This window comes from Nonomuraea phyllanthi (genome assembly GCF_006334985.2).
Lineage (GTDB): Bacteria > Actinomycetota > Actinomycetes > Streptosporangiales > Streptosporangiaceae > Nonomuraea > Nonomuraea phyllanthi.
The window spans coordinates 94,455-120,795 of sequence record NZ_VDLX02000011.1 but is presented as its reverse complement, the minus strand read 5'-3'; the positions used below and the strand labels follow the sequence as shown (position 1 = coordinate 120,795).

Genomic DNA, 26,341 nt, shown 5'->3' with positions numbered 1-26,341 from the left:
GCGCTGGTCCATCGGATGACCCTGCCCGCCGCACCGCCTGGCGGCAACCGCTGCGTGCCGGCCACGGTGAGCGCGGCCGACGGCAGGAGGGCACGCAGCAGGAACGGGGTCGTGACGGGCGCGGTGAGCCGGTCGAGGCGGGCGTCGATGTCCCCCTGGTCCCGCCCAGCGTGCCCAGCGGCGCGGTCAGGCCGGTCAGCGCGACCGCCTGCCAGATCGGCACGGCGGTACGGGGCGCCCGCACGACCCAGCGCGACCGGGCCATCACCACCGCCGCGACCCACGCCAGGAGCAGTTAGAAGGTCCGCTCACTCATGACCGAGGCCCTCTTCCACGCCGACCACGAGGTGTCGGGCATCCCCCGGCACGACTGAGCGAGCCGTCAAGGGCCGGCCTGAGCCGGCACGGCCTCGGCCGCCAGCACTCCCGCGCGATTGAGCATGCTGACGGCCAGGGCGCAGAGCGAGCCGACGACGGTCAGCACGATCCACACCCGGCTACCGCCAAGCATGGCACCGACCAGCAGGTTTCCGGCAGTGATGCCGATCCCTGCCACGGTGTTGTACAGGCCGTAGTGGGTGGCGACCAGCCGCTCTTTCGACAGCGTCACGACGGTGTCCATCTCGAACGGGTACGTCAGCGCGCCGCCCACGGCGAGCAGCACGGTGCAGGCCATCACCTCGGCCGTACGCAGCCCGTCCGGGGCCGGCGCCATCAGGGGCACGAAGGCGATCGCCATGAGCGTGAGCCCGCGCACCACGGCCTGCGGTCCGCTCCAGCGGCCGCGCGCCCACTCGGTGATCCGCAACTGCCCGGCGATGGCCACGAGCGCGGACACCACGAACAGCAGACTGACCGCCCCCGTGTCGCCGAGCTCCAGCGGCAGGGCCAGGTACAGCTGGAACGACAGTACGTACGAGCCGGCCATGGCCAGCGAGAACAGCAGGAACGGCCGGTTGCCGGCGACCGTGCGCCAGTCGGCCAGCACGCCGGCGCGCGCCTCGCCTCGGGTCCCGCGCGGCGGCAGGGCAAGCAGTTGGAGCACGGTGAGCACGGCGAAGACGGCGGACGCGGCGGCGCACACGAGCTGGAAGTTCACCGTCATCAGCGCCAGCCCCAGCAGCGGCCCGATCAGGATGCCCGCCTGGTAGAAGACGTTGAACAGGGCGAACGCCTCCACCCGGCGCTGTCCGGAGTCGTGGGCGAGGTAGGCGCGTACCGCCGGGTTGAACAGCGCGCCCGCGAACCCGGTCATCGCGGAGGCGGCCACCAGCGCGGGCACCGCGTCCACGAACCCGAGCAGCGCGAATCCCGCCGTCCGCAGCAGGCAGCCCGCGATGATGACGGGCCGGTAGCCGAGCCGGTCGGCCAGCGTGCCGCCGAGGAGGAACAGCCCCTGCTGGCTCAGGTTGCGTACCCCGAGCACGAGCCCGACCGTCCAGCCCGCCAGATGCAGCCCGCCGGACAGATGGCCTGCCAGGTACGGCATGAGCATGTAGAAGCCGATGTTGATGGCGAACTGGTTGACCATCAGCAGCCGGACGCTGCGCTCGAAGGAGCCGAATCGCCGCCACATCAGCGCATCTCCATCCGGGTCCAGCCGGTGGCCTCGGCCTCGGTGGGATATTTGATCTCGTCCGGGTCCTCGGCCGGGGGGCGGCCGAGGAGGTCGTGCCGGGTGCAGTAGGTGTCGTCGTAGACGGTGGTGTAGTAGCGGGCGGGGCCGTCGGGGAAGACGGCGGCGATGCGGGTGCCCGGCGGATGGGTCCTGGCCAGCCATGAGGCGACCACGGTGACCGCGCCGACGCTCCAGCCGCCGGTGGTGTAGTGGGTGGCCGCGAGCGTGCGGCAGGCCCATACGGCTTCGTGCGGCGCGACCCAGTGCACCTCGTCGAAGGCGCCGTGGGCGACGTTGCGCGGGTGGATGCTGCTGCCCAGTCCGCGCATCAGCCGCGGCCTGGCGGGCTGGCCGAAGATGGCCGAGCCGGTGGCGTCCACCCCGACCAGGCGCAGCCGCGCGTTGTGCTGACGCAGCGCCGCGGCCACTCCGGCCGAGTGGCCGCCGGTGCCGACGCTGCACACCAGCACGTCGATCCGGCCCAGCTGGTGTTCGAGTTCGCGCGCCAGGCCGGCGTAGGCAGCGACGTTGTCGGGGTTGTCGTACTGCTGCGGGCAGTAGGAGCCCGCATGCAGGTCGAGCAGCTGGGCCACCCGGTCGAGGCGGGCCCGTTGCCAGCCGCCCTCGGGATGTGGTTGCTCGACGATGTCGATGCGGGCGCCGTAGGAGGCCAGCAGGCGGTGCACCATCGCCTCCATGCCCGGATCCGTGACGACGGTGACCGGGTGGCCGTAGACGGTGCCGGCCAGCGCCAGGCCCAGCCCGAAGGTGCCGGAGGTGGACTCGACGAGCATCGCGCCGGGGGCCAGCTCTCCCCTGTCACGGGCGCGTTCGACGATGTGCAGAGCCGCCCGGTCCTTCAGCCCGCCGGGATTGACGCCTTCGAGTTTGGCCCAGAAACCCTGCCAGGGCGGGGCGAACGGTTCCCCGATCCAGGTCACGGGGGTATCGCCGACCAGCCGGGCCAGCGCGGACATGGGTGAGCAGAGGGACGGGATCGATGACATGGCGAACACACGCTTTCTCCCGCGCGCGTGCGCGGGACGTTATCGGCTTGAGGACAGACCTGAGCGCAGGCAGGTCCTCAGGGCCGATAGATTTCGAGCGTGTGATGGTGAACGGCTCGCTCGCGGTGACCGCATTCCGGGACGTGGTCGGGCGGTCTTGGCTGAGGTTGCGTCACGGGTTCGGGGGGCGCGGGCGGCAGGGGTGCGAGCAGCGGCATCGCCTTGACAGCGGCGGCCTTGCCGGCAGGCAGCAGGAAGGTGCCCCCGTGGACGTGGTCGGCTTGGTGGTCGTGGTCGTCTCCGTGCTGGCAGATGACGGACGCCCCGGGCGCGAAGGGCTCGTCCTCCGGGGCCCTGGCGTGCGCCCACAGATGAGCGATGACCAGCAGCCCGAGCAGCACGGAGAACCACGCCAGCCAGCGTGGCCGATCCGTCGATACTCCCCGTACGTACATAACTGATTACGCATCGTAACAACATGAAAAGGGGAGCCGCATCTCGGGGCATGCCCAGAGCCCCGGGGATATGAGCGTTGGTTCGCCTTCCAAGGATCGTCCTGGGGGTGGCCCAGCCCGTGGTCCCCGGCCTGGCGGGCGTCTTCGGCTCGATCGCGGGCGGCCCGGGTGCGGGCGCGTGCTGGACAGCGGCTCTCGCCTTCCTGGCGGTACCTCTCGTGCTCAGCTACTCCTGACTCAGCACGGCCCGCACGCCGGGCTCGACGGCCGCGCGGAAAGCAGCGTCCAGTTCGGCCGGCGAGGCGGTGGTCTGGCCGTCCACCCACGCCCGCAGCAACGCCATGAACGCGCCGACCACGCACACCACCAGCAGGTCGAGCGCCGCCGACGCCCGTGCGCCGGCGGCAAGAAGCTCCTCTCTGACGAGACCGGCGAGCAGTTGCTCCCCACGGGCGTGCACCGGCCCGCCGCCGCGCCGCCCCAGCAGCGCCCGCACCAGCCGCTCCTGCTCACGCACGTGTTCGAACATCGGCAGGCTGAACGCGAACAGCCGCCCCGATGCACCGGCCGGCACGCGATGCAGGAAGGCGAGCTCGTCCACATTGCTGAGCAGCACCTCCTGCTTGCTGGAGAAGTGCGCGTAGAACGTGGAGCGGCCCACATCCGCGCGGTCGATGATGTCGGTGACGCTCACCGCGTCATAACCCTTCTCCAGGATCAGCGCCACGAGCGCCTCCTGGATCATGCGCCGTGTACGCCGCACCCTCCGATCTCCGGACACTTTCCCGCCCCTTGTTCCGTACGGCACACCACGGCCGATCTGCTCGTTGACCCACCACCAGTATGAACGCATCATTCATAACCGAACAGATTGTTCCGATTCTGGGAGGACCACGATGGGGTTGGGAAAGCTGCTCCACCGCCACGAGGAACACGCCGACGCCGGCGGCACCATCGACCGCCCGCGAACATATGAGGCTCTTGGTTCGATCGCCTTCCTCGGCGGCCGCCGCGCCGCCTTCACCCGCGTGGCCGCCGCGGCCCGGCCACGAGCCGGCGACCGCGTCCTGGACGTCGGCTGCGGCACCGGCTACCTCAGCCGGATCCTGTCCCCGGTGGTCACGCCCAGCGGCCATGTCACCGGCCTCGACCCGTCCCCCGCCATGGTCGAGTACGCCACCCGGCACGCCCCGGCCAACTGCACCTACGTCGTCGGCGAAGGCCAGCGCCTGCCCTTCCCCGACGCCTCCTTCGACCTGGTCGTCTCCAGCCTGGCCGTGCACCACATGCCCGCCGGCGCCCGGCCCGAGGCGCTGCGGCAGATGTGCCGCGTGCTGCGGCCGGGCGGGCGGCTGCTCATCGCCGAGTTCCGCCCGCCGGCCAACCCCCTGGCCCGGCACCTCGTCGGCGCGCTGTCCGGCCCCGCCATGCGGCACGACCCCCGCGACCTGCTCGGCACCCTGATCCCGGACGCCGGATTCCAGGTGGAGTCCGAAGGCGACCTGCCGTACCTGCTGTACTACGTCCGTGCCACCCGGCCCTAGAACGGCGGCAACCTCCTGTGCCGGGCGACAGCGCCGGCTCGTGCGCGTTCGTGGTGGCGTCATTCCGGCTGACCGGCGGCCTCCAGCTCCGGGTGGCGGGTCATGTCGAGCTCGAAGCGCCCGTACATGCGTCTGTACGGTCACCGGCGATGCCGTTGATGTAGGGATCCGGTCCTGTCGGTGTGGCGGGCAAGCTTTCACAGCGGCTGAAGGGTGCTTGGTCGATGGGAGGGGACGAGGCCGTTCGGGGTCCCAGCCGACGTAGCGGACGAGTTTGCGCTTGATCCGGCGGATGACGCTCCGAGGTCGGCGAGGTGGATTGAGCTCGTACAGGACCTCGTCGGCGGAGTCGGCCAGCGGATCGTGGGTGGGCGATCCGGCCTGGCCGGAGGCTGGACGGCGGATGCCGCGGGGTACTGCGCCAGGTTCTGTCGTCAAATGAGCAGAGCCGGCGCAGGAGAGATGCGATGGTGACCACGGCGGTGTAGGAGCACGCACCGGCGCCCCCTTCTCGAGCGCCGGCCGCGTGCTGGCGCGCCCGCACGATGGTGGAATCCGCCGCCGCCAGCCACTCGATGGCCCAGCGCGCATCGGCCTGAGCCTGTACCGCCTGCAACATCCGGCGAGCGTGCCGTCCAGGGAACAGCACCTCGTACTAAACCTTTGCTCCCGGCATCAGGGAAGCGGGCGAAGTCCGGGGGATCTCTGTGGCGAGGCCCCTTGGACTGGGAGCGGCTCGCCGTCCTTGTCCTTTCGCCCAACCGCGAGGCCTCTGTACGTGATGCCGTGGCTGACCAAAGGTGCCGTCTGATGACCCATGAAACCGTTTGCCTTCTCGAGGCGGAAGGCGCCGCAGAGTGAGAAGACCGCTGATGCTCCGCAACACTCGTCTGACGGTGGTCGTCGTGCTGGGCGTGGGAGTTGTGATGCTGAGCGCTGCCGGCCTGGGAGAGATGCTGCCGGGACGGGACGGCGCGCTGGCCAGTGCCGTGATCAAGAACGCCGACGGCCAGGCGGTCGGTTCGCTTCAGCTGGAGGACGCCGGGAACGGCAAGTCCAAAATCACCGTGGGAGTGACGAACTTGCCGGTCGGGTATCACGGCTTTCACGTTCATGCCAAAGGCGTCTGTGATCCACACTCGACAGACCCGGCCACGGGCAGCCCGTTCTTCAGCGCCGGCGGACACTTCGACCTCGGCTCACACCCCCACGACCACCACACCGGAGACCTGCCCAGCCTGCTGGTCGGCGCGGATGGCACCGGCACCGCCTCGGTGGTCACCGATCGCTTCCGGGCGTCACAGCTTTTCGACGGCGACGGCAGCGCCGTCGTGATCCACGCACTGGCCGACAATCATGCGAATATCCCAGACCGCTATCGGAACGCGGAGGGCGCGGCAGGGCCCGACGCCGAAACCCTTACAGCCGGCGACTCCGGCAGACGCATCGCCTGTGGCGTGATCAGCGGAAGCTAGCGGCCCGCTCGGGCTCCGGCCGCGGGCGGGGAAGTCACGGCGTGGAGGATCAGCCGCGGACACCACCGCCGTCAGCGGCGCCTTCCGAGGACGCCTCCACACCGGAGCAGCTTCAGCCGCTGACCACCGCCCACTCGATCGTCGGACCGTCCGTACGGCCAGCACCCTCCCCGCCCCGCACATCGGCGCGGCAGGTCACGCGAGGCCCATGAACCTGGCTCGTCGCCCTCGACCCAGCGGCAAGAAGCCAGCAGGTGATCACCGTCTGATCTTGGCCAGGCGCCAGACGGTGATCGCGGCCAGCGCGATGCCCGCTCCGGCGACTACGAGCAGATCGGGCAGCTGCACGCCTGACGCGAACTCCTGCAGCCCGGCCTCCCAACTGTTCGGAATCGCCAGGCCACGGGTCCCGTCGAAGACGAGGAAGAGCACGCCGAGGCCGATGAAGGTCACCCCGGATGCCAGCGTGGTGGTGTGCAGGTGCAACCGGCCGAGCCGTAGCCCTCTGCCGCGTAGCCATCGCCGTCGGCCGAGGTTGAAACGCTGCCACAGGACGGCCATGACCAGCAGCGGAGCGGTCATGCCGGCCGCGTAGAGCGCCAGCAGGACGCCTCCTCGCAGCGTGTTGCCGGAAGCGGCTGCGATGGTGAGCACCGCGCCGAGCACCGGCCCGGCGCAGAATCCGGCCAGCCCGCAGACGGCGCCCAGCGCCAGCACAGCGCCCGGGGAGTCGCCGCGAACCCGGCCGCGCAGCCGTTCCAGCGGTCCGATCGTCCAGCCATGCCCGGTCAGCTGCAGCGCCCCGAGCAGGATCAGCAGCAACCCAGCCAGGGTGATCAGCAGATCCTGGTGGCCGTAGAAGAAGCCGGTGGCCAGCGCCGAGCCCATGCCCAGCGGCACCAGTACCGCGCACAGGCCCAGGTAGAACAGGATCGTGCGCCCGATGAGGGCGGGACGGCCGGGGAAGGCGTAGGCGAAGAAGGCGGGCAGCAGCAGCGCGCTGCATGGGCTGACCAGGGCGAAAAGCCCGCCCAGGAAGGCGGCGGCGTATCCGACCTCACTCATCGCGGGCCTTCTCGATCTGCTCGACAAACGCCGCCAGCGGCTGGGCGCCGAAGAAGAACTTGCCGTTGATCAGGAACGCCGGGGTGCCGGGCATGCCCAGCTGGGCGCCGAAGGCGAAATCCTGCTCCACGGCCTTGCGCAGGGCCGGGTCGCGGCGGTCGGCATCGAAGGCGGCCACATCGAGGCCCACCCGAGCGGCCACCGAGCGCAGCTTCTCCTCGCCGAGGCCCCCGGACTGGTCGGCGTACAGGGCGTCGTGGAAGGGCCAGAACTTCCCCTGCCGTGCCGCGGCGCGGCCGGCGATCGCGGCCCGCTTGGACTCCCGGCCCAGAGCGGGAAAGTCCCGCCAGAACAACCGCACCACGCCGGTGTCGATGTAGCGGCGGCGCAACTCGGGCTCGATCTCGCGGGCGAACCGGCCGCAGTTCGCACACTTGAAGTCGCCGAACTCGACGATCGTGACCGGCGCCGACGCCACCCCACGTGCCAGGGCGGTGTCGATCGGCGGGACCGTCGGGCCTTCCCAGGTCGGCACCGGCCGCGCCGTCTCCACCGGCGGCTCCGCCGCTTCGGTGGTGTCGGTGACAGTGGCCTGCGGCTCGGTGACCGCCACAGACCTGGCGCCGGAACCGGAGTCCGACGGCCGATCCAGCGCGGCGACCGCCAGTGCCCCCAACACCACCGCCGCCGCTCCCGCCATGACCACCACACGACCCCGCGGGCCGAGACGGCTCTGCTTGACAGGCTCTTCCCCCACGCGTCCCATCCTTCCTCAGGTCCGCAACAGGATCTCGCAAGTCGACGACGGGCGCGGAAAGAAGTGGCAGCAGGAGTACACCCTGGACGGCTACGCGGTCGCTCCGGCCGGCCGGTAGCGGCGCCCGTACGAGGGCACCGACAACGCCCGGACGGCCAAGGAGGCGTACCTCGGGTGGGAGTGCGGGCTGGGCGAGCAACTCGAGCGGGACGGCACCCACCACTTCCGGGTGGTCCACTGAGCCGTGCACCAGGGGCCCGCACGCGCGCTCGGCTGGCAGGGCAGGCGGGGCGCATTGATCTGCGAACTCTTGGGCGATCCGTCCAGAGCTTCCCGTGTGGACGGGCCCCGGCCGATACCCAGGAAGACGCGCCACCGGGCCTCTCGCAGGTTGAGCCGGCAGGCGCCGACGGGGGACGAACAACCTGCAACCTGCCGGACGCCTGGATGGTCGGCCGGCCGGTCGCGGGTGGCGTAGGTGTTGTGGCTGGATGAGCTGTCGGTGATGCGGTGGACTATCGGTCGGTCACCAGCAGCGTGTTGCCGTCGGGATCCTGGACGGCGAAGAAGCGGCAGACCTCCGGATCCCCTTCGATCGCGCCTGGTTCGCAGCCGTGCCCCTCCAGGCGTGATCGGGCCTGGTCGAGATCGGCCACGGTGAAGTTGCAGGTCGCCCAGGGCAGTCCGGGCTTGGCCTGGATGCCGCTGGCCGGTCCCAGCAGCGTCAGGGACGTCGCGCCGGCACCGCCTCCAGGGCGGAGAACGGCGCTCCACTCGTCCACGGAGTGGATCTGGAAGCCGAGAACGCGGTTGTACCAGCGGGCGGAGGCCGCCGGGTCCGCGACCGGGATGAACGCGGTGGTGATCTGTACGGGATCCATGTCCGCACCGTATCCGCACCCACCGACAAACGCGGGCCGGTGGCGATGACGTGGGGGAACATGCAACGCTCTACGCCCGCGGAGGCAGGAACGGCACTGCCGGGGCTGCCTGACATGCTCCTGCTCGGCGACCGGTAGATGCCGAGAACTCGCACCGTCAGGAAGCCCGGGTGCGTTCCGCGTCGTCGTCGCTGGAGGAGACGGCGGAACGGCGGCGGGTGTCGACGGCCGGGGCCAGGAAGATGGCGGAGACGACGAAGACGAGCACGACGATCATGGCGGTTCGCAGTCCCCAGTGGTCGCCCAGGAAGCCGAGCCCGGGCGGGCCGACGAGGAAGGCGACGTAGCCGAGGGTGGCCACCAGGCTGACGCGGGCGGTCGAGTCGGGTCCGGTCTCGCCGGCGGCCGACAGCGCGACCGGGAAGCCCAGCGAGGCGCCGAGCCCCCAGAACAGGACGGCGGCTCCGGCCAGCACGGCATTGTCCACGACGATCACCATGAGCAGGCCGATCGCCCCTGAGATGGCGCTGGCCCGCATGACGATGGTGCGGCCGAAACGGTCGAGGAAGTAGGCGCCGCCGAAACGGCCGATGGTCATGGCGGCGGCGAATCCGGTGTAGACGAGGGAGCCGGCGGTGGCGTTCACGCCGTGCCCGTCCACCATGATCAGCGGCAGCCAGTCGTTGGCAGCCCCCTCGGCCAGCGCCATCGCCAGGACGATCGCGCCGATCAGGACGAGCTGGGTGTCCTTCCAGAGGTTCGGCTGCCGACGGTCCGGTCCGGCCTGGACGGGGGCGTGCACGCCGGTGCCCGCGGGGATGGCGCGGATGGCGAACAGGAACAGCGCGGCGGCGACCAGGGTGATCGCTGCCAGATGCCAGTACGTCGGCAGGCGCGCGGCGGTGGCGGCGATGCCCGCGCAGGCGCCGAGCACGGTGCCCAGGCTGAAGCAGCCGTGCAGGATGGGCATGGTCGTCTTGCCGGTGCTCCGCTCGACGTCGGCGGCGTCGACGTTGATCGCGACCTCGCCGCCGCCCATGCCCACGCCGAACGCGAACAGGCCCACCATGACCAGCGGCACGGACGACAGGACAAGGCCAAGGCTGATGAGGGCCATGCTGGTGACGAGCATCCCGGTGGCGACGCCCATGACGGGCCTGGTGCCGAAGCGCGAGACGAGCCGCCCGGAGCACAGGATTCCGACCATGGAGCCGAGCGACAGGCCGAACAGGATCACGCCCATCTGAGCGGTGGACGCCCCGAGCTGATCGCGGATGTCCGGGGTGCGGGTCACCCACGACGAGATGGAGATGCCCGGCAAGAGGAAGAACAGGAGCAGCGCTTGCCGGCGCCGGCGCGTGGCGAGGTCCATGGACAAGGGGGTCTCCGTGGAAGTGCGATGTCTGGCTGGCCAGGCGTCGGCGCCCACCGCGCCCATCGAGCGCGCGCAGACGTACAGATGAACACTAAGGATGAGAAACATTCCTATGCGTGGCCAAAAGGGATCATATGTCCCAGATTGATGATCGGCTACGCGTGGGTGGGTGCGAAGACGCTCGCTCAAGCACCGGCTGTCCAGTCCCCCGAGATGCCTGACGTTTCCTTGCCCTGTCCAAGACACAGCGATACGCCATGGACGATAGTGTGTGCCACACAGTATCGTGTCGTACGTGAACGAGTCCGAACTGCTCGACGCGCACCGGCAGGAACTGCGCCGCGGCTCGGTGGTCCTGGCCAGCCTGCTGGCGTTGCGGACGCCGGGATACGGCTACGGCCTGCTGGAGGCGCTGGATCGCGCCGGGGTGCCGGTCGCCGCCAACACCCTCTACCCGCTGCTGCGCCGGCTGGAGAGCCAGGGCCTGCTGACCAGCGAATGGGACACCAGCGAGACCCGGCCGCGCAAGTTCTACCGCACCAGCCAGGACGGCATCCGCCTCGCCCGCGCGCTGCTGCGCGAGTGGCAGGCCATCGACAAGGCCCTGACGCGCCTGGACATGGAAGGACCACAACGGTGACCGCCTCACTGACCGACCGCTACGTCGCCGCGACCGTGCGGCACATCCCCGACAAGCAGCGCCGCGAGATCGAGCGCGAACTGCGCGCCGCGATCGCCGACGACATCGACGCACGCGCCGCCCACGGCCAGGCGCCGCCCGACGCCGAATACGCCGCGCTGCGCGACCTCGGCGATCCCGCGCTCCTGGCCGCCCGCTACACCCGCCGCGCCATGGCTCTCATCGGACCGGACACCTACCCCGCCTATGTCCATACGCTGCGGGTGTCGTGCTGGTCGGTGTTACCGATCGTCTACGTCGTTCTGGTCCTCGTCCTGCGGGCCCACGGCGAGGACGCGTGGACGTCCATCTTCCGCCCGGTCGGGACGACGCTGACCGTGGCCATGTACCTGGCCGTCGCCGTGACCGGCCTGTTCGCCATCGCCGACCGCCGGCGCGCCGACCATCCTGACACCGCCGGACTCGCCGAACCGTGGACACCGGACCGGCTGGCCATGGCCGACGATCCACCCCCGGCGCGCTGGAGCGACCTGATCGCCGAGATCGTTCTGGTCGCCCTCCTGATCGCCGCGCTGTTCGTGCAACGGGTACTCTCGCCGGTGACCACCGCAGACGGCACCGCCGTACCGATCATCAATCCCGCGCTCTGGGCCTTCTGGGTTCCCTACTTCATCGCCGTGATCGTGCTGGCCCTCGCCGTCAAGGTGGTGGCTCTCCGGCAGCCTGCGTGGAGCCTGGCCACGTCCGTGGCCGGCACGGCGCTCACGCTCGCCCTCGCCGTACCGCTCGCCTGGCTGTTCTGGCAGGCGCAGGTGCTCAACCACGCACTGTCCCACGGCACGGGCGCCCTGCCCGCGGCGGGAAGCTGGATCGCCTGGCTGGCTATTCTCGTCCTCGCCCTCATCACCATCGCCTCCCTCCTGGGGACCTGGCGGTCACGCAACCGGAACAGGGGCGGCGACATCGACGCGGGCTCCACCTATGCGAAGGCGGAGCGATGAACGCACCCGCGACGACGGTGAAGGAAGAAGGCAAACCAACGCACCCGCGACGCGAAGCCGTCGTCAACCTCCTCGTCAACGTGGTGGCGCCGCTCGTGGTCTTCTACGGCCTGCGTGCGGCGGGCGCCGGCCAGTGGCCGGCGTTGGTTCTGGGCGCGTTGCCGCCGGGGATCCGGGCGGTGTGGACGGTGGCCACACGCAGGCGGGTCGACGGGCTCGCGCTGTTCACGCTGAGCATCCTGGCGCTCGGCGTCGGTGCGTCGTTCCTGACCGGCAGCCCGCGGTTCCTGCTGGCCAAGGACGGCTGGATGACCGCGGTCGGCGGCCTGTGGATCCTCGCGACGCTGCCGCGGACGCCGTTCTACTTCCAGGTCATCCGCACCATCACCGCCGGAGCCGGCCGGGAGCGCGTGGAGACGGAGTGGCGCCGGTCCCCGGCCTTCCGGCACATGCTGCGGGTGGCGACCGCGATCTGGGGCGTCGGGCTGGTGCTCGACGCCGGAGTGCGGGTCGTGCTGGCGTACTCGCTCCCCGTGGACAGGGTGCCGCTGATCAGCGGCCTGCAGTACGTGGCGGCGTTCCTCATCCTCGAGGTCAGCAGCCAGATCTACCTGCGCCGCGCGGGCTCCCGCATCGACAGCGAGGAGTCGTCATGACGGCCGTGGTTCTGGTCACCGGCGGGGCCGGTGGCATCGGCGCCGCGGTGGCCAGGCGCTTCGCCCGCACCGGCGCCCAGGTGGTGATCGCGGACCTGGACGAGACAGCGGGCCAGGCCCTCGCCACCGAGATCGACGCCCTGTTCGTACCGGCGGACGTCACCCAGGAGCGGGACAACCAGACAGCCGTCGAAGCCGCCCTGACCGCCTTCGGAGGGCTCGACCTCGTACACCTCAACGCGGGGACGGGCGGCTCCGGCGACGGGCTCGACCTCGACTCCTACCGGCGCATCATCGCGGTCAACCTCGACGGCACCATGTACGGCATCCGCGCGGCGCTGCCCGCCCTGGCCTCGACCGGCGGCGGTGCGATCGTGGTCACCTCCAGCCTCGCCGGTGTCTCGCCCAACCCGTTCGACCCCATCTACTCGGCCAGCAAGCACGCCGTCATCGGCCTGGTCCGGTCACTCGCGCACACCCTGTCCGCGTCCGGCGTCACCATCAACGCGATCTGCCCGGGGTTCGTCGAGACGCCGATGCTCGAAGGGATCCGCGAGCACGTCCTCAGGCACGGCTTCGCCATCGCCGACCCGGACGAAGTCGCCGCGGCCGTCCAGACCATCGTCCAGAACGGCGCGACCGGCGAAGCCTGGATCGTCCAGGCGGGCCAATCCCCGGCACCGGTGATGTTCCCGGCGATCGAGCTCAGCCGCGGTGCGTGACAGAGAATGGGTGCTGGTCCTCGAAACCAGGTCACGGCACGTGCCCGGCACGTGATGGCCCTCCCGGGTCGCCTGGGTGCCACCGTGACGGTGTGTCGCTTGCCGGGGTCCTAGAGCCTGTGAGAGATCGCATGGATGCGTGCGGAAGCAGCTTCAGGAGACGCCGAAGCTCCACGGAACCCCGTGCGGCAGGGCCGCAGAGCGAGTTGGATGTCAGCGACACATTCGGACGGCCGTATTTCGGCAAGGAGCCTCCGCGCTGGTCGTATACGGAAAACGCCGAGCCCAACGCGGACATGTGGGCCACCGCGGAAGAGTCGCGTGACCAGATCGTGGAGCTGTACCAACAGGCATGGGAACACTCCAACACCACGATCGAGACGTTCGACTGGACGCGGTCGGCCATGGGGTGCTGATCGCCGAAACCCACCGGCACGCCGGCCATGCCGATATTGTTCGCGAGCTCATCGATGGTTCCGTTGGTGAGTCGAAAGGCCAGGACAACCTGCCGCCGGGCGATGAGGCATGGATGGATGAGCACCGGCGAAGGCTGGAGCGAGTAGCGCAGGAGGCCGGCAAGGACTGACCCCGCGTGCGAGGGCTTGCGTTCGGAATCGATCACATTGCGTCGGGCGTTGCCGGCCAGCTCAGCTTTCCTTCCGTGGTCAGAAGGGCCAGCTCGCCGTCCGCGGTGTAGGCGGCCGAGGCGGTGCCCGGGTATCTGGCCGTCGTACGGCCGGCCGGGTCGACCACCTCGGCCGCACCGCCATACGTGATCAGGAACTCCGCGCCGGACGGATGGGCGCGGATCTGGGCCTCGGCGGCGATCTCGCGTGACCACGTCTGCCTGCCGGCGGAGTCGACGCCCCGGATGCCGGTGAACCGCCTGCCGTCGCCGTCGCGCCAGTAGGTGTAGACGACGAGGCCCCGCGTCCCGGCGGCGCATCCGGCGAGAACCGGGAGGGTCGTGGTGATCGGTACCGGCTTGTCCGAGCCGGTCAGCACATAGGCGCGTTCCCCCGCGACCACCGCGGTACCGTCCGATGCGCACAGCGCCCTGACCGGTTCGGCGAGCGTGTCCCTGGCCACCTCGCGCCAACCCCGCCGGTCGTGCCGGAACCACAGCGCCTGCCTGCCTGACGTCGCGACCGCGGTCGTCCTGGAGGCGTCCTCCACCCAGGAAATGCCCCCTTTCAACCGAATGCGCGTGTCCTTGCCCCCGGGCCGGATCAGCCGCAGGCTGTCCTCTTCCGCGCCGTCGCTCTCAATGATCACGGCGTCCGAGGCGTTACGTGCGGTCGGCACCCGCCTGATCCGGGCGTCGGATCGCGCGAACACGCCCCAGAGCGAGCGCGGCTCGGGGTCCGCCCCCTCCGCCGAGCCGGAGAACACCGGGTCGGGACAGCGTGCCTGGCAGATCACGTCGGCGCCCCCGGCGTACGCGGCGGGATCGCGCCAGAGCTCCCTGCCCGACCGGTCCAGCCCGTAGAACGCCCGTGCCCGGTTGTCAGCCACCACGACACCCTCCGCGGACACCGCCACGATCTCCGGCGGGCGCTCGGTCACCGGCTCCGGCTCATCGGTCGCGGTGCCGCAGCCGGTCAGGAGCGCCAGCAGGGCGAGCACGGCTCGGGTGGTCACAGATTCGGCTCCTGGAAGAGGCTCGAGAAAAGAGGAAGGGGTGTGCCGCGGCGCGCGCGGCACACCCGTCAACTGCCGTCAGGCCTTGTTAGTGGTGGCGGTGCACGTCGGGTCGTAGCCGGAGGAGTCGAACACGAACTTGGCGTCGACGTGCCACTTCTTCTTGTACGCCACCTTCCGGTAAGGGTAGTGGGTGTGCCACTTGTCCGGCGTGACGTTGTCCCCGGATTCCCAGGTGTACAGCGTCTTGTCCGGCTTGCCGGAGATGGACTCGCGGATCCGCAGTCTCACGTTGCTCTTCTTGCCGGGGCTGCTCCCCTTCGTGGCAACCAGTTCGTACTGGATCTTTTTGATCACGTCGTACGAACCGTCCGGCTCGTAGTAGGCGTTGACCCTGCCGCGGAACCAGTCGTTGGTGTTCCCGGTGCAGCTGCCCTGGAGCACCCGCTGCGCCGAGGCGGAGGTCGCCGAGGCCGAGGCACCGGCCACGGGCGTGATCGACAAAGCCACGCCCACAGCCCCGAGGATCGCGGTCTTTCGCAGGATGCCTGTCACTCGCATATTGGCCCTCTCGTTTGAGTGTTTCGGTTACGGAGATGCCAACTTAGGGATGTGCGGTATATCGGCGGTATGTCGGGCCGTCCCTCGCCTCGACCCCGGCATCCAGGACGCCGAGACCGTAGCGATGATCACCTTTACCGGATGCCTGGCCTCACCAGCGCCCTTCGCTCGAACGGCCCTCCTTGCCGGCCGGCACGTACACGAGTTCGAGGACTCCCGACGGGAAGGCCGTGCTCTTCACCAAGCGCAGGTTCACGACCTGATCCAGCTCGGGGAACAGCGGCGCGCCCTTGCCGGTGACGGCGGGCAGCACCCACAGCCGGTACTCGTCGACCACGCCGAGCCTGATCAGGGAGTGCATGAACGCGGTGCCGCCGGCGGCGACGAGGTCCTTGCCGGGCTCGGCCTTGAGCTTGGCGATCTCCTCCGCCGTGTCCCCGCCGGCGATCCGGGTCTCGGGCCAGTCGCCGGCCATGATCTCGTGCCTTCCTCTGTCCCCGTCAGCGCTCTTACCGTCGAGCGGACGTAAAAGCCCCGAATCAACTTCCGCATCAGCTGCCTCCACGTGCTTCTTCCCGCGCCGGCCCCCGGGGGGACCTTGGTCACTCACGCGCTCAGACCACCGGGTCCCGCAGAACTCATCGCGCCGCCGCTGCGCCGCCTGTGCGGCACGACCGGCGTCACAAGCGCGGCAGGCCGATGACGACCAGGAGGGTGCCCGCGTCCGGCGTCGCTTGTTTGCCGGCCCCGCCCTCGGGGAGTTCGCAGGTGAAGCAGGCTGTCAGCGGAAATGTGCGGGGGGCGCGTCATGGGACAGCAGGTGGCCGACTATGTGCTCGAGCGGTTGAGGCAGTGGGGCGTCAAGCGGGTCTTCGGCTATCCGGGCGACGGCATCAACGGCATGCTGGGCGCGTTCGACCGCGCGAAGGGCAGCCCGGAGTTCATCCAGACGCGGCACGAGGAGATGGCCGCGTTCATGGCGTGCGGGCACGCGAAGTTCACCGGTGAGGTCGGCTGCTGTACCGCCACCTCCGGGCCGGGCGCGATCCACCTGCTGAACGGCCTGTACGACGCCAAGCTCGACCACCAGCCGGTCGTGGCGATCATCGGGCAGCAGAAGCGGCTCTCGCTCGGCACCCACTACCAGCAGGAGGTGGCGCTGGAGCAGCTGTTCTCCGACGTGTCGGAGTTCGTCCAGGTCTGCATGGCCCCCGCGCAGGTGCGGCATCTCATCGACCGCGCCTTCAAGACCGCGCTGACCACCCGAGGCGTGGCCACGATCATCATCCCGGAGGACGTCCAGGAGTCGGACGCGGTCCCGTCGCCGCCCAAGGAGCACGGCTCGGTCTACTCCAGCGTCGGCTGGAGCCGGCCGCGCATGCTGCCGGACCCGGAGGAGCTGCGCAGGGCGGCCGGCATCCTCAACGAGGGCACCAGGGTGGCGATGCTCATCGGGCAGGGCGCGGCCGACGCGCGGGCGGAGGTGATCGAAGTGGCCGAGCTGCTGGGCGCGGGGATCGCCAAGGCGCTGCTGGGCCGCGAGGTGGTGCCGGACGACCTGCCGTTCGTGACCGGCCCGATCGGGCTGCTCGGCTCCAAGGCCAGCGATGAGATGATCATGAACTGCGACGTGCTGTTCATGATCGGCTCCAGCTTCCCGTACGCCGAGTGGCTGCCGGACGAGGGCAGCTGCAAGGGCGTCGAGATCGACATCGACGGCCGCATGATCGGCATCAGGTACCCGATGGACGCCCATGTCGTCGGGGACGCCAAGGAGACCCTCAGGCAGCTGATCCCCCTGCTGAAGCAGAAGAAGGACCGCTCCTGGCGCAAGCAGATCGAGGAGAACGTCCGCGCCTGGGACAAGGTGATGGACAAGCGCGCTCACCAGACCTTCAGCGGGAAGATCAACCCGCAGGCCGTCGCGCACGAGCTGTCGCCGCTGCTGCCCGCCGACTGCATCCTCACCGCCGATTCCGGTTCGAGCACCAACTGGTGGGCGCGGCACATCAAGCTCCGCGACGGCATGAAGGCCTCGCTGTCCGGGACGCTCGCGACCATGGGGCCGGGCGTGCCATATGCGATCGCGGCGCGCTTCGCCTACCCCGACCGGCCGGTGATCGCGTTCGTCGGGGACGGCGCGTTCCAGATGAACGGCATGAACGAGATGCTGACGGTCAAGCGGTACGCCGACCGGCTGGCGGGCTCCCCTCCGCTGATCTTCTGCGTCTTCAACAACCAGGACCTCAACCAGGTCACCTGGGAGCAGCGCGCGATGGGCGGCGACCCGAAGTTCCCCGGCTCGCAGCACATCCCCGACTTCCCGTACGCCAGGTACGCCGAGCTCGCGGGCCTGAAGGGCATCTACTGCGACAGGCCCAAGAAGGTCACCGACGCCTGGCGGGAGGCGCTTTCCAGCGACCGGCCCGTCGTCCTGGAGTTCGTCGTCGACGACGAGATCGCCCCCATCCCGCCGCACATCATGGAGGCGCAGGCCAAGAAGGCCGTCAAGGCCGGCTTCAAGGACCCGCAGAAGATCGGCATCGCCACGCACGCCTTCCGGCAGAAACTCACCGAGATGTACGAGAACCTCCCGGGCCGCAGGCACTGACCGCGGCGCAACGGATCCCCCCATGACGAGCGGGGAGCCGGGTGAGCACGTCGACGCCGTGGGTGCTGCGCGACTACGCCTTCCTGGGGGACGGGGAGCGTGGCGCGGTGCTGAGCCCGCGTGGCGAGGTGGTGTGGCTGTGCGCGCCCCGATGGGACAGCGACCCGGTCTTCTCCGCCCTCGTCGGGGGGCCGGGCGAGTACGTGGTGTGCCCCGAGGACGGCTGGCACGTCTGGGGCGGCTACTACGAGGACGGCACCCTGGTCCGGCTCAACCGGTGGGTGACCGCCGAGACGGTGATCGAGTGCCGGGAGGCGCTCGCCGTCCCCTCGACGCCGGACCGCCTGGTGCTGCTGCGCCGCATCCGTGCCGTCCGCGGGGACGCGCGGGTGCGGGTGCTCCTGAGACCGTGTCCCGGCTTCGGCCGTCACACCGTGGACCTGCGCCGGGCCGATGAGGTCTGGTACGGCTCGGGAGGCGGCCTCCACCTGCGCTGGACGGGCGCCGCGAAGGCGGACCACGCGCCCGGAGGCGGCCTGCGCGTCCACATCGCCGTACGCGAGGGCGATCACCACGATCTGGTCCTGGAGATCGCCACGCGCGAGCGCGGCACGGACCCGGCGGAGCCGGACGCGGAACGGCGGTGGCGGGCGACCGAACGGTGGTGGCGGGAGCGGGTGCCCGGCTGCGCCGATCTGCCGGCCGGTCGCGACGCCCGCCACGCGTACGCGGTGCTGAACGGGCTGACCAGCTCGGGCGGCGGGATGGCGGCCGCCGCCACGACCTCGCTGCCCGAGCGCGCCGACACCGGCCGCAACTACGACTACCGCTACGCCTGGGTGCGCGACCAGGCGTACGCGGGCATGGCGGTCGCCGCGCACGGCCCGCACCCGCTGCTGGACAGCGCGGTGAGCTTCACCACCGCGCGCGTCCTGGAGCACGGCGGCGACCTGCGCCCCACCTACACCGTCAGCGGCGGCCCGGTGCCGGAGCAGCGCAGGCTGCCGCTGCCCGGCTATCCGGGCGGCAGCGACCGGGTCGGCAACCGGGCGGCCGGGCAGTTCCAGCTCGACACGTTCGGCGAGGCGCTGCAGCTGTTCGCCGCCGCCGCCCGCCACGACCGGCTCGACGGCGACGCGCGCCGCGCCGTCGCGGTCGCCGTGGCAGCCGTCGAGGACAACTGGCTGCGGCCCGACGCCGGGGTGTGGGAGCTGGAGCCGCGGTGGTGGACCCATTCGCGGCTCAGCGTGGTGGCCGGGCTGCGCGCGCTGGCCGCCGAGCTGCCGGGCTCCCCCGCGCGGCGCTGGTCGGAGCTGGCCGACGGCGTCCTGGCCGAGACGCGGCGCCGCTGCCTGCGCCCCGACGGGGCCTGGGCCCGCGCGGAGGACGACCGGGGGCCGGACGCGGCGCTGCTCATCCCGCTGCACCGCGGCTGCGTGCCCCGCGCCGACCCGAGTGTCGCCCGCACGCACCGGCTCATCGAACGCGAGCTGTCCGAACAGGGATACGTCTACCGCTTCCGGCACCACGAAGAGCCGCTGGGCGCGGCGGAGGGGGCGTTCCTGCTGTGCGGGTTCATGATGTCGGCGGCCACGCGCCTGCTGGGTGACCGGGTGGCCGCCTGCCGGTGGTTCGAGCGGACCAGGGCCGCGTGCGGGCCGCCCGGCCTGTTCGCCGAGGAGTACGACGTCGCCCAGCGGCAGCTGCGCGGCAACCTGCCGCAGGCGTTCGTGCACGCGGCCCTGCTGGAGTCGGCCGTCCTCCTATCCCGTGGCTGAGCCGGGAGGGCCGGATCGCCGCCGGGCCAGCAGCAGCGCGCCGCCGACCGCCGCGGCCGCCGCCGCCAGCACGCCGGGGCGGATCAGCCGGACCCGCGCCGGCGGCCGGGGACGGGCGTCCCGGTACGCCTCCTCCGGGTGTCTTCCCTGGTAGCCGCCGGGGCCGAAGTCGCGGGCCATCTTCAGGACCTGGGCGAGGTGCAGGGCGCGGCGGCCGGTCCTGGCGTGCTCGATCTGCGTCCTGCAGGAGAACCCGTCGGCCACGATCAGCGTGCCGCGATCGGCGTCCCGCACGGCGGGCAGGAGGCCCTGCTCGCCGCAGGCCAGCGAGATGCCGTACCGGCCCCGCTCGAACCCCCACGATCCGGCCAGGCCGCAGCAGCCGCCCTGCGCCTCCCGGGCCTCGACGCCCATGCGCTCCAGCAGGTCGCTCTCCGGCTGCATGCCGCCGGTCGCCTTGTGGTGGCAGTGCCCCCACACCAGCGCCTCGCGGCCGAGGCGCGGCGGGGTGATGCCGAACGTCTCGAAGAACTCCGCGAAGTGGTACGCGTTGCGGGTCAGCCGTTCGGCGTCGTCGTCGTGCGGCAGCATCTTGGGCAGCTCGTCCTTGAAGACGGCCAGGCAGCTCGGCTCCATTCCGACCACCGGCACGCCGTCGCGGACGTACTCGCGCAGGGTGTCGATGGTGCGGCGCAGGTAGCGCGCGGCGACGTCGAGGAAACCGTAGTCGTACAGCGGGCGCCCGCAGCACACGTGACCCTCCGGCATGATCACCCGCCAGCCGGCGGCCTCGATCGCCTCCACGCAGGCCACGCCCACGTCGGTGTGGAAGTGGTTGGTGAAGGTGTCGGGGAAGAGCACGACGGGCCGGCCCAGCGGGTTCGCGGTGCCGCCGCGCTCGCGGAACCACGCCTGCAGCGTCGTCGGCGCGAAGCGCGGCACGGGCCGGCGGCGGTCCACCCCGCCGGCGAGCTTGACCAGCCACGCCAGGCCGGGCGCATGGGTGGCGACGTTGGCCAGACCCGGCGCCAGGGCCGCGAGGCGGCAGACCTGGTCGATGAAGCCCATGGCGTAGGCCGCGCGCGGGCGCCGCCGGCCCGGCGAGGCGTAGTGGTGGTACAGGAACTCCGCCTTGTAGGTCGGCATGTCCACGTTGACGGGGCAGTCGTTCGTGCAGCCCTTGCACGCCAGGCAGAGATCGAGCGCGTCGTGGACCTCCTCGGAGCGCCAGCCGTCCTCGATCACCTCGCCGCGCAGCATCTCGAACAGCAGCCGCGCCCGGCCGCGGGTGCTGTGCTTCTCCTCCCGGGTGACCTGGTAGCTGGGGCACATCACCTGCCCGTCCGCCTGCGGCACGCGGCACTTGCCGACCCCGACGCAGCGCAGCGCGGCGTGGGCGAAGTCGCCGCCGTCGGCCTGGTAGGCGAATCTGGTGGCCGGCCTGAGCGGGTTGTAGCCGGGGCCCAGCTTGAGGTTCTCGTCCAGCTTGTACGCGTCGACGACCTTGCCGGGGTTCATCTTCCAGCCGGGATCCCAGATGAGCTTGAACTCCCGCATGGCGTCGATCAGCTCGGGGCCGTACTGCCTGTCCAGCAGCTCGGCGCGCTGCTGGCCGTCGCCGTGCTCCCCCGACAGCGAGCCGCCGAAGGACACCACCAGGTCGGCGGCGTCCTGGAGGAACGCCCGGTACGTCGTGACGCCCTCGGCGTGGAGCAGGTCGAAGCTGATCCGCGAGTGCAGGCAGCCCTGGCCGAAGTGGCCGTAGATCTGGCCGGTCAGGCCGTGCCTGGCCCACAGCTTGCGCAGCTCGCGGATGTAGTCGCCGAGCCGCTCCGGAGGCACGGCGGAGTCCTCCCAGCCAGGCCAGTGGTCCTTGCCGCCCGGCGGGAACGCCGTCGCCCCGAGACCGGCCTCCCGGATGGCCCAGACGCGCTCGCTGACGCCGCCTTCCTGCTCGCTCTTGAGCAGGTCGATGCGGTCGCCGGCGTACCCCTTGCCGGCGCGCAGCCACCGCGCGAACGCCTCTGCGGTGCCGACGGACTCCTCCGCGCTGTCGCAACCGAACTGCACCAGCAGCCAGCCGCCCGCGTCGCCCGCGTGCGGGAGCCGGCCGATGGCGGCGAGGTTGCGCCGCTCGTGCCGCTGGTCCTCGATCAGGGCCCGGTCGAGCCCTTCCAGCCCGATCGGCCGCCAGCGCTCGACGATCTCCTTCACGTGCTCGGCGGCGTCGGCGATGTCGTCGTAGGAGACGACGACGGTCGTGCGCTGCTGGAGCGCCGGGGTGAGCATCAGCGTCGCCCGCAGCACGGTGACGCAGGTGCCCTCCGTGCCGGTCAGGGCGCGGGCCACGTTGAAGCCCCGCTCCGGCAGCAGCTCGTCCAGGTTGTAGCCGGAGACGCGGCGCGGCAGCTCGTCGACGGGCCGGTAACCCGCCCGGATCGCGTCGGCGTAGCGGTCGCGCAGGTCCCGCAGCCGCGCGTAGATTTCGCCCTTGCGGCCGCCGGCCGCGATGATCCGCGGCAGCCGGTCCTCCTCGCCGTTGCCGACCCAGAACCGCTCCCCGTCGTACGTCACGACCTCGAGGGCGTGCAGGTTGTCGGAGGTACGCGGGCCGGGGCCGTACAGCTGCGACTGCAGCGAGTGGATGCCGCAGGAGTTGTTGCCGACGTTGCCGCCGATCGAGCACCGGGAGTGCGAGGAGGGATCGGGCCCGAACACCAGGTCGTGCTCGCCCGTCTTCATGTTGACCTGCTCGTTGATCGCACCCGGCTCGCAGGTCACCAGCCGCCGCTCGACGTCCACCTCGCCGATGGCGTTCAGGTACTTGGTGTGGTCGATGACGACCGCGTAGTTGACGGTCTCCCCCGACAGGCTGGTGCCGCCGCCGCGGTTCAGGATCGGGGCGCCGTACCGGGCGCAGACGCGGTGCGTGGCCACGACGTCGTCGAGCGTCCTCGGGATCACCACTCCGATCGGCACCTGGCGGAAGTTGGAGGCGTCGTTGGCGTACATCGCCTTCGACCCGGCGTCGAACCGGACCTCGCCCCGCACCCGCCTGCGCAGCGCGCGCTCAAGCCCGGAAACGTCGATGACCTGGGTCGACCGCGGCGGCGCCGGGATCTTCGGAGTCGTCTTGACCGGGACCTCGATGGTGGAGTGCCGTCTGGCCATCAGGTGGCTCCTTCGGATCGCTCTGTTCCGTCCGCCGCGAACTCCCCCGGTACCGTCCCCCTCCCCCACAGATCCGCGCAACGTCGCAGGTCACCTGACCGGTGCGTACGGGGATAAACACCATCCCCAGCCACCGGTGAGGCCGCCGAACTCCGGCTTCGACGCACGCCCCTAGGCACGGACGGGTGTGAAGAAGTTGACGAGGTTGCCGTCCGGGTCGCGGAACAGCAGCGACCGGTTGCCCCAGGGCATCGTCGTGGGCCCGGCGACGAAGTCGGTGACGACGCCGGTGAGGTCCCGGTGGACGCGGTCCACGTCGTCGACGCGGAACTCGATGATCACGCTGTGGTTGTCCGCCGGACGAGCGGAGCCCGGCGCGAAGAGCGGCACGGTGCGGGTGCCGGCGATCGCGAGGGTGGCGCCGGGTGTTCTGAGCTCGGCGAAGTCCTCGGTGGCCCATGTGGCCGCGAGCCCGGTGGCCCGTTCGTAGAAGTCGACCAGGCGTGCCACGTCGCTGGTGATGACCCGGATCGAGACGAAGTTCATGGAGGTCTCCCTGGTTGTGCTGACGTCGTGCACTGGGCAGACTAGAAGAGATACTGGACAGAATCGGTCCTGTATTCGCCGCTAGGCTGTATCCATGTCCCGACCGACCGGCCGCGTGCTGACGCTCCTGGAGCTGCTGCAGTCGGGCGGCACCCGCACCATGGCCGAACTCGCCGACCGGCTCGGCGTCGAAGGGCGCACCGTGCGCCGCTACGTCGACCAGTTGATCGACCTGGACGTCCCCGTGGAATCCGTGCGCGGCCGTTACGGCGGCTACCGGCTCGCCCCCGGGTACCGGCTGCCGCCGCTCATGCTCACCGACGACGAGGCGCTGGCCGTGCTGCTCGGCCTGGTCGCCGGCCGCCGTACGGGGGTGACGACGGACCACGCGGCGAGCGAGACGGCATCGGCGAAGATCCGCCGGGTGCTGCCCGAGCGCGTCGCCCGTCGGCTCGGCACGCTCCTGGAGGCGCTCGCCTTCACCGATCAGCCCGGCGGGTTCGACACCCCGGACGCCGGGGTCCTGCTCACCGTCGCCGACGCGGTACGCCACCGCCGGCCGGTCTCGATCCGCTACACCGACCGCGACGGACGGCGTTCAGAGCGCACGTTGCACGCGTACGGGATCGTCGCCCATGCGGGCCGGTGGTACGTCACCGGACAGGACCCCCGGATCGGCGAGGACCGGACCTTCCGCCTCGACCGCATCACCGACGCGCGAGCTCTGCCCGGCTCGTTCGCACCTCCCGTGGGCCCGGAGCCGGCGCAGCGCGTTCTGTCGGGGTTCGCCACGGCTGACTACCGGCATCGGGTGACGTTGCGGATCCACGGGACGGTTGAGCAGGTCCGTGGCCGCCTTCCCGCCGCTGTCGCCGTCCTGGAGGAGTGCGAGCCGGTGGCGGGCGAGCACCCGGCGGACGAGAGCCGGGCGGGCGAGCGTTGGCTGCGGGCCGAGCTTCGGGTGGAGCGGCTCGACTGGTTGCCTCCGGTGCTCGCCTCGCTCGACCGGCCGTTCGTCATCGAGCGCCCGGCCGAGCTGCGCGAGCTCGTCGTCGCGTTCGCCGACCGTTTCGCGTCCCGCGCCCGCCGGACCTGACGAAGACGCGACCCTGATCGGATCCCGTCGCCGCAGCGCCCCGCTCGGTTCCGCTGCCGCGTCCGCGCGCCCGCCGCATCCATGCGGGTCCGCGTCCGGCTCTGCGGTGGCCGGCCACCGCAGAGCCATGCTCACGATCGCTCCCGAGGTGACGGGATCAGGTGCGGGTCCAGCGCTGGTTGGCGCCGCCGTTGCACGACCAGATGGTCAGCTTGGTGCCGTTGGCGGTGGCGTTGTTCGGCACGTCCAGGCACTTGTTCGCCCCGACCGCGGTGATGGTGCCGTCGGCGTTGAAACGCCACTGCTGATTGCTCTGGCCGTTGCAGTCCCAGATGATGACGTTGGTGCCGTCGGCGGTTCCCCGGTCGTACACGTCCAGGCACTTGCCGCCGTACACGCGCAGTTCGCCGCTCGCGGTGGGCGTCCACTGCTGGTTGGGCTGCCCGTGGCAGTCCCAGATCTGCGCCTGCGCGCCGTTGGCCTGCGAGGCGCCGGTGACGTCGAGGCACCTGCCCGAGCCCACTCCCTTGATCGCGACCGTGGTGGGCTGGACGATGCCGCCTCCGGTGACGACGTACATGGCCGCCCCGTGCCCGGGGACCGCCGCGCTGATCGCCCCTGACGAGGAGGACGTCGTGTGCGCCCACAGGTCACGCACCGAGTACGAGGACGCCGAGCCCAGGCCCAGGGCCGCGGCGGTGGTGGAGACCGTCGCGGTCGAGGTGCCCCGGTTGAGCAGGACGACCGCGACCGAGCCGTTCGACATCGGCTTGCGCCAGACCTCCAGGTTGCCGTTGTCGCTGATCTTGTGGCCCTGCCGGCCGCCCCAGTCCTGGTTGACCGCGATGACCTCGGTGTTGGTGAGGATGGTGCGCGTGTCGGCGCTCATCGTACGGAGGTCGTTACCGGCGATGAGCGGCGCGTTCAGCAGCGACCACAGGCTGAAGTGCGCGCGCCCCTCGGTGCCCGTCACCGAGCCGACGCCGACCTCCAGCATGTCCGGGTCGTTCCAGCCGCCCGGCCCCGAGTACGACTCCAGCCCGACCTGCTGGTCCAGGATGCCCATGATGGAGTTCCAGTTGGCCGCGATGTCGCCCGTGTTCCGCCAGGAGTTGCCCACCGGCATCCCCCAGGTCCACACGTTCTCCTGGCCCCAGTTGCACAGGCTGTACACGATCGGGCGGCCGGTGGCGGCCAGCGCGTCCCGCATGGCCGTGTACCGTTGCTGCCCGTTCATGCCCCGGTGGTCGCCGCAGTTGTCATACTTGAGGTAGTCGATCCCCCACGACGCCCAGAGGGCCGCGTCCTGCCGCTCGTAGCCCAGGCTGGCCGGGTAGCCCGCGCACGTGGTGGTGCCGGCCGAGGAGTAGATGCCGAGCTTGAGCCCCTTGGAGTGGACGTAGTCGGCCAGGGCCTTGATGCCGTTGGGGAACTTCTGCGGATCCGGCACCAGGTCGCCGCTCGCGTTACGGCTCCTGGTGGACCAGCAGTCGTCGATGTTGACGTAGGTGTAGCCCGCCGCCGCCATGCCGCTGGAGACCATGGCGTCAGCCGTCTGGCGGATCAGGCCGTCGTTGACGTTGCAGCCGAAGCTGTTCCAGTCGTTCCAGCCCATCTGCGGGGTACGGGCGAGGCCGTTCTCCAGTGCGACGGCCGGGGACGTCGCACCGCCGATCGCGACGAGGGAACCGGCCGCCAGTAACGCGGCCGCGGTCAAGCCGAGGATTCTGCGCATTCGTCT

The 26,341-nt window shown here is 70.8% G+C and carries 26 protein-coding genes; 12 read left to right on the top strand and 14 right to left on the bottom strand.

What is annotated here, in order from left to right; all coding sequences use genetic code 11:
- Window positions 1-170 precede the first annotated feature (170 nt).
- Window positions 171-299: a hypothetical protein gene (locus FH608_RS53880; protein ID WP_264372923.1), complete on the top strand. Its 129-nt coding sequence runs from the start codon at window positions 171-173 to the stop codon at window positions 297-299.
- Between the two features lie 83 nt (window positions 300-382).
- Here the strand turns inward: FH608_RS53880 and FH608_RS28085 are convergent, their stop codons facing one another.
- The 3 genes from FH608_RS28085 to FH608_RS28075 all read right to left on the bottom strand — a co-directional run bounded on the left by FH608_RS28085 (window position 383) and on the right by FH608_RS28075 (window position 3,080).
- Window positions 383-1,576: an MFS transporter gene (locus tag FH608_RS28085; RefSeq protein ID WP_139633616.1), complete on the bottom strand. Its 1,194-nt coding sequence runs from the start codon at window positions 1,574-1,576 to the stop codon at window positions 383-385.
- A complete protein-coding gene (locus FH608_RS28080) occupies window positions 1,576-2,625 on the bottom strand; it encodes a PLP-dependent cysteine synthase family protein (protein ID WP_139633859.1) in 1,050 nt (349 codons plus the stop codon). Before FH608_RS28080 ends, FH608_RS28085 begins: the two co-directional genes overlap by 1 nt.
- Window positions 2,626-2,702: 77 nt before the next feature.
- Window positions 2,703-3,080, bottom strand: a complete 378-nt coding sequence (locus tag FH608_RS28075; RefSeq protein WP_139633615.1) for a hypothetical protein — start codon at window positions 3,078-3,080, stop codon at window positions 2,703-2,705.
- Window positions 3,081-3,187: 107 nt separating this feature from the next.
- Here FH608_RS28075 and FH608_RS53875 point away from each other — a divergent pair, with 107 nt between their 5' ends.
- Entirely contained in the window at window positions 3,188-3,316 is a 129-nt protein-coding gene (locus FH608_RS53875) for a hypothetical protein (protein WP_264372922.1), read from the top strand.
- Here FH608_RS53875 and FH608_RS28070 read toward each other — a convergent pair.
- Window positions 3,307-3,807, bottom strand: a complete 501-nt coding sequence (locus tag FH608_RS28070; RefSeq protein WP_264372921.1) for a TetR/AcrR family transcriptional regulator — start codon at window positions 3,805-3,807, stop codon at window positions 3,307-3,309. The two genes, FH608_RS53875 and FH608_RS28070, sit on opposite strands and share 10 nt — an antisense overlap.
- A 169-nt stretch (window positions 3,808-3,976) precedes the next feature.
- Between FH608_RS28070 and FH608_RS28065 the strand changes: the two genes are divergently transcribed.
- Together FH608_RS28065 and FH608_RS28060 are read left to right on the top strand one after the other, a co-directional pair.
- Window positions 3,977-4,624 carry a class I SAM-dependent methyltransferase gene (locus FH608_RS28065; RefSeq protein WP_139633613.1) on the top strand — a complete coding sequence of 216 codons (648 nt, stop codon included), beginning with the start codon at window positions 3,977-3,979 and terminating at the stop codon, window positions 4,622-4,624.
- 872 nt (window positions 4,625-5,496) lie between these two features.
- Window positions 5,497-6,099 carry a superoxide dismutase family protein gene (locus FH608_RS28060; RefSeq protein WP_139633612.1) on the top strand — a complete coding sequence of 201 codons (603 nt, stop codon included), beginning with the start codon at window positions 5,497-5,499 and terminating at the stop codon, window positions 6,097-6,099.
- A gap of 258 nt (window positions 6,100-6,357) precedes the next feature.
- Here the strand turns inward: FH608_RS28060 and FH608_RS28055 are convergent, their stop codons facing one another.
- The 4 genes from FH608_RS28055 to FH608_RS28040 form a co-directional block, all read right to left on the bottom strand.
- Window positions 6,358-7,164, bottom strand: coding sequence for a cytochrome c biogenesis CcdA family protein (locus tag FH608_RS28055; protein ID WP_139633611.1), 807 nt, complete (start codon window positions 7,162-7,164; stop codon window positions 6,358-6,360).
- The gene (locus FH608_RS28050) at window positions 7,157-7,921 is read right to left on the bottom strand and encodes a DsbA family protein (protein WP_193318657.1); all 765 of its coding nucleotides are present in this window, start codon (window positions 7,919-7,921) and stop codon (window positions 7,157-7,159) included. Before FH608_RS28050 ends, FH608_RS28055 begins: the two co-directional genes overlap by 8 nt.
- A gap of 515 nt (window positions 7,922-8,436) precedes the next feature.
- The gene (locus tag FH608_RS28045) at window positions 8,437-8,802 is read right to left on the bottom strand and encodes a VOC family protein (RefSeq protein ID WP_139633609.1); all 366 of its coding nucleotides are present in this window, start codon (window positions 8,800-8,802) and stop codon (window positions 8,437-8,439) included.
- Between the two features lie 157 nt (window positions 8,803-8,959).
- Entirely contained in the window at window positions 8,960-10,174 is a 1,215-nt protein-coding gene (locus FH608_RS28040; protein WP_139633858.1) for an MFS transporter, read from the bottom strand.
- 298 nt (window positions 10,175-10,472) lie between these two features.
- Between FH608_RS28040 and FH608_RS28035 the strand changes: the two genes are divergently transcribed.
- The 5 genes from FH608_RS28035 to FH608_RS52995 all read left to right on the top strand — a co-directional run bounded on the left by FH608_RS28035 (window position 10,473) and on the right by FH608_RS52995 (window position 13,782).
- A complete protein-coding gene (locus FH608_RS28035; RefSeq protein ID WP_139633608.1) occupies window positions 10,473-10,817 on the top strand; it encodes a PadR family transcriptional regulator in 345 nt (114 codons plus the stop codon).
- Complete coding sequence (locus tag FH608_RS28030; RefSeq protein WP_139633607.1) at window positions 10,814-11,818, top strand: permease prefix domain 1-containing protein; 1,005 nt, start codon at window positions 10,814-10,816, stop codon at window positions 11,816-11,818. The genes FH608_RS28035 and FH608_RS28030 overlap by 4 nt, the downstream gene beginning before the upstream one ends.
- Window positions 11,815-12,474 (top strand): VC0807 family protein, encoded by a 660-nt coding sequence (locus FH608_RS28025; protein ID WP_139633606.1) that lies wholly within the window; start codon window positions 11,815-11,817, stop codon window positions 12,472-12,474. The genes FH608_RS28030 and FH608_RS28025 overlap by 4 nt, the downstream gene beginning before the upstream one ends.
- Complete coding sequence (locus FH608_RS28020) at window positions 12,471-13,196, top strand: SDR family NAD(P)-dependent oxidoreductase (RefSeq protein ID WP_139633605.1); 726 nt, start codon at window positions 12,471-12,473, stop codon at window positions 13,194-13,196. Before FH608_RS28025 ends, FH608_RS28020 begins: the two co-directional genes overlap by 4 nt.
- Window positions 13,197-13,548: 352 nt before the next feature.
- Window positions 13,549-13,782: a mycothiol transferase gene (locus tag FH608_RS52995; protein ID WP_226899980.1), complete on the top strand. Its 234-nt coding sequence runs from the start codon at window positions 13,549-13,551 to the stop codon at window positions 13,780-13,782.
- Window positions 13,783-13,814: 32 nt separating this feature from the next.
- On the opposite strand, the gene FH608_RS28010 is transcribed toward FH608_RS52995, so the two are convergent.
- From FH608_RS28010 to FH608_RS28000, 3 genes are all read right to left on the bottom strand, one after another.
- Complete coding sequence (locus FH608_RS28010) at window positions 13,815-14,837, bottom strand: hypothetical protein (RefSeq protein ID WP_139633604.1); 1,023 nt, start codon at window positions 14,835-14,837, stop codon at window positions 13,815-13,817.
- Between the two features lie 78 nt (window positions 14,838-14,915).
- Entirely contained in the window at window positions 14,916-15,353 is a 438-nt protein-coding gene (locus FH608_RS28005) for a hypothetical protein (RefSeq protein WP_139633603.1), read from the bottom strand.
- Window positions 15,354-15,549: 196 nt separating this feature from the next.
- Window positions 15,550-15,873: a dihydrofolate reductase family protein gene (locus tag FH608_RS28000; RefSeq protein ID WP_226899979.1), complete on the bottom strand. Its 324-nt coding sequence runs from the start codon at window positions 15,871-15,873 to the stop codon at window positions 15,550-15,552.
- A gap of 333 nt (window positions 15,874-16,206) precedes the next feature.
- Between FH608_RS28000 and FH608_RS27995 the strand changes: the two genes are divergently transcribed.
- Together FH608_RS27995 and FH608_RS27990 are read left to right on the top strand one after the other, a co-directional pair.
- A complete protein-coding gene (locus tag FH608_RS27995) occupies window positions 16,207-18,009 on the top strand; it encodes a thiamine pyrophosphate-requiring protein (protein ID WP_139633602.1) in 1,803 nt (600 codons plus the stop codon).
- Between the two features lie 41 nt (window positions 18,010-18,050).
- Window positions 18,051-19,787: a glycoside hydrolase family 15 protein gene (locus tag FH608_RS27990; RefSeq protein ID WP_139633601.1), complete on the top strand. Its 1,737-nt coding sequence runs from the start codon at window positions 18,051-18,053 to the stop codon at window positions 19,785-19,787.
- On the opposite strand, the gene FH608_RS27985 is transcribed toward FH608_RS27990, so the two are convergent.
- Together FH608_RS27985 and FH608_RS27980 are read right to left on the bottom strand one after the other, a co-directional pair.
- Window positions 19,773-22,958, bottom strand: a complete 3,186-nt coding sequence (locus FH608_RS27985; protein WP_139633600.1) for an FAD-binding and (Fe-S)-binding domain-containing protein — start codon at window positions 22,956-22,958, stop codon at window positions 19,773-19,775. The genes FH608_RS27990 and FH608_RS27985 overlap by 15 nt on opposite strands.
- Before the next feature lie 171 nt (window positions 22,959-23,129).
- Complete coding sequence (locus tag FH608_RS27980) at window positions 23,130-23,504, bottom strand: VOC family protein (protein WP_139633599.1); 375 nt, start codon at window positions 23,502-23,504, stop codon at window positions 23,130-23,132.
- Window positions 23,505-23,598: 94 nt separating this feature from the next.
- Between FH608_RS27980 and FH608_RS27975 the strand changes: the two genes are divergently transcribed.
- Window positions 23,599-24,600 (top strand): helix-turn-helix transcriptional regulator, encoded by a 1,002-nt coding sequence (locus FH608_RS27975; protein ID WP_139633598.1) that lies wholly within the window; start codon window positions 23,599-23,601, stop codon window positions 24,598-24,600.
- 157 nt (window positions 24,601-24,757) lie between these two features.
- Here the strand turns inward: FH608_RS27975 and FH608_RS27970 are convergent, their stop codons facing one another.
- Window positions 24,758-26,335 (bottom strand): glycoside hydrolase family 27 protein, encoded by a 1,578-nt coding sequence (locus FH608_RS27970; protein WP_139633597.1) that lies wholly within the window; start codon window positions 26,333-26,335, stop codon window positions 24,758-24,760.
- Between the last annotated feature and the right edge of the window lie 6 nt (window positions 26,336-26,341).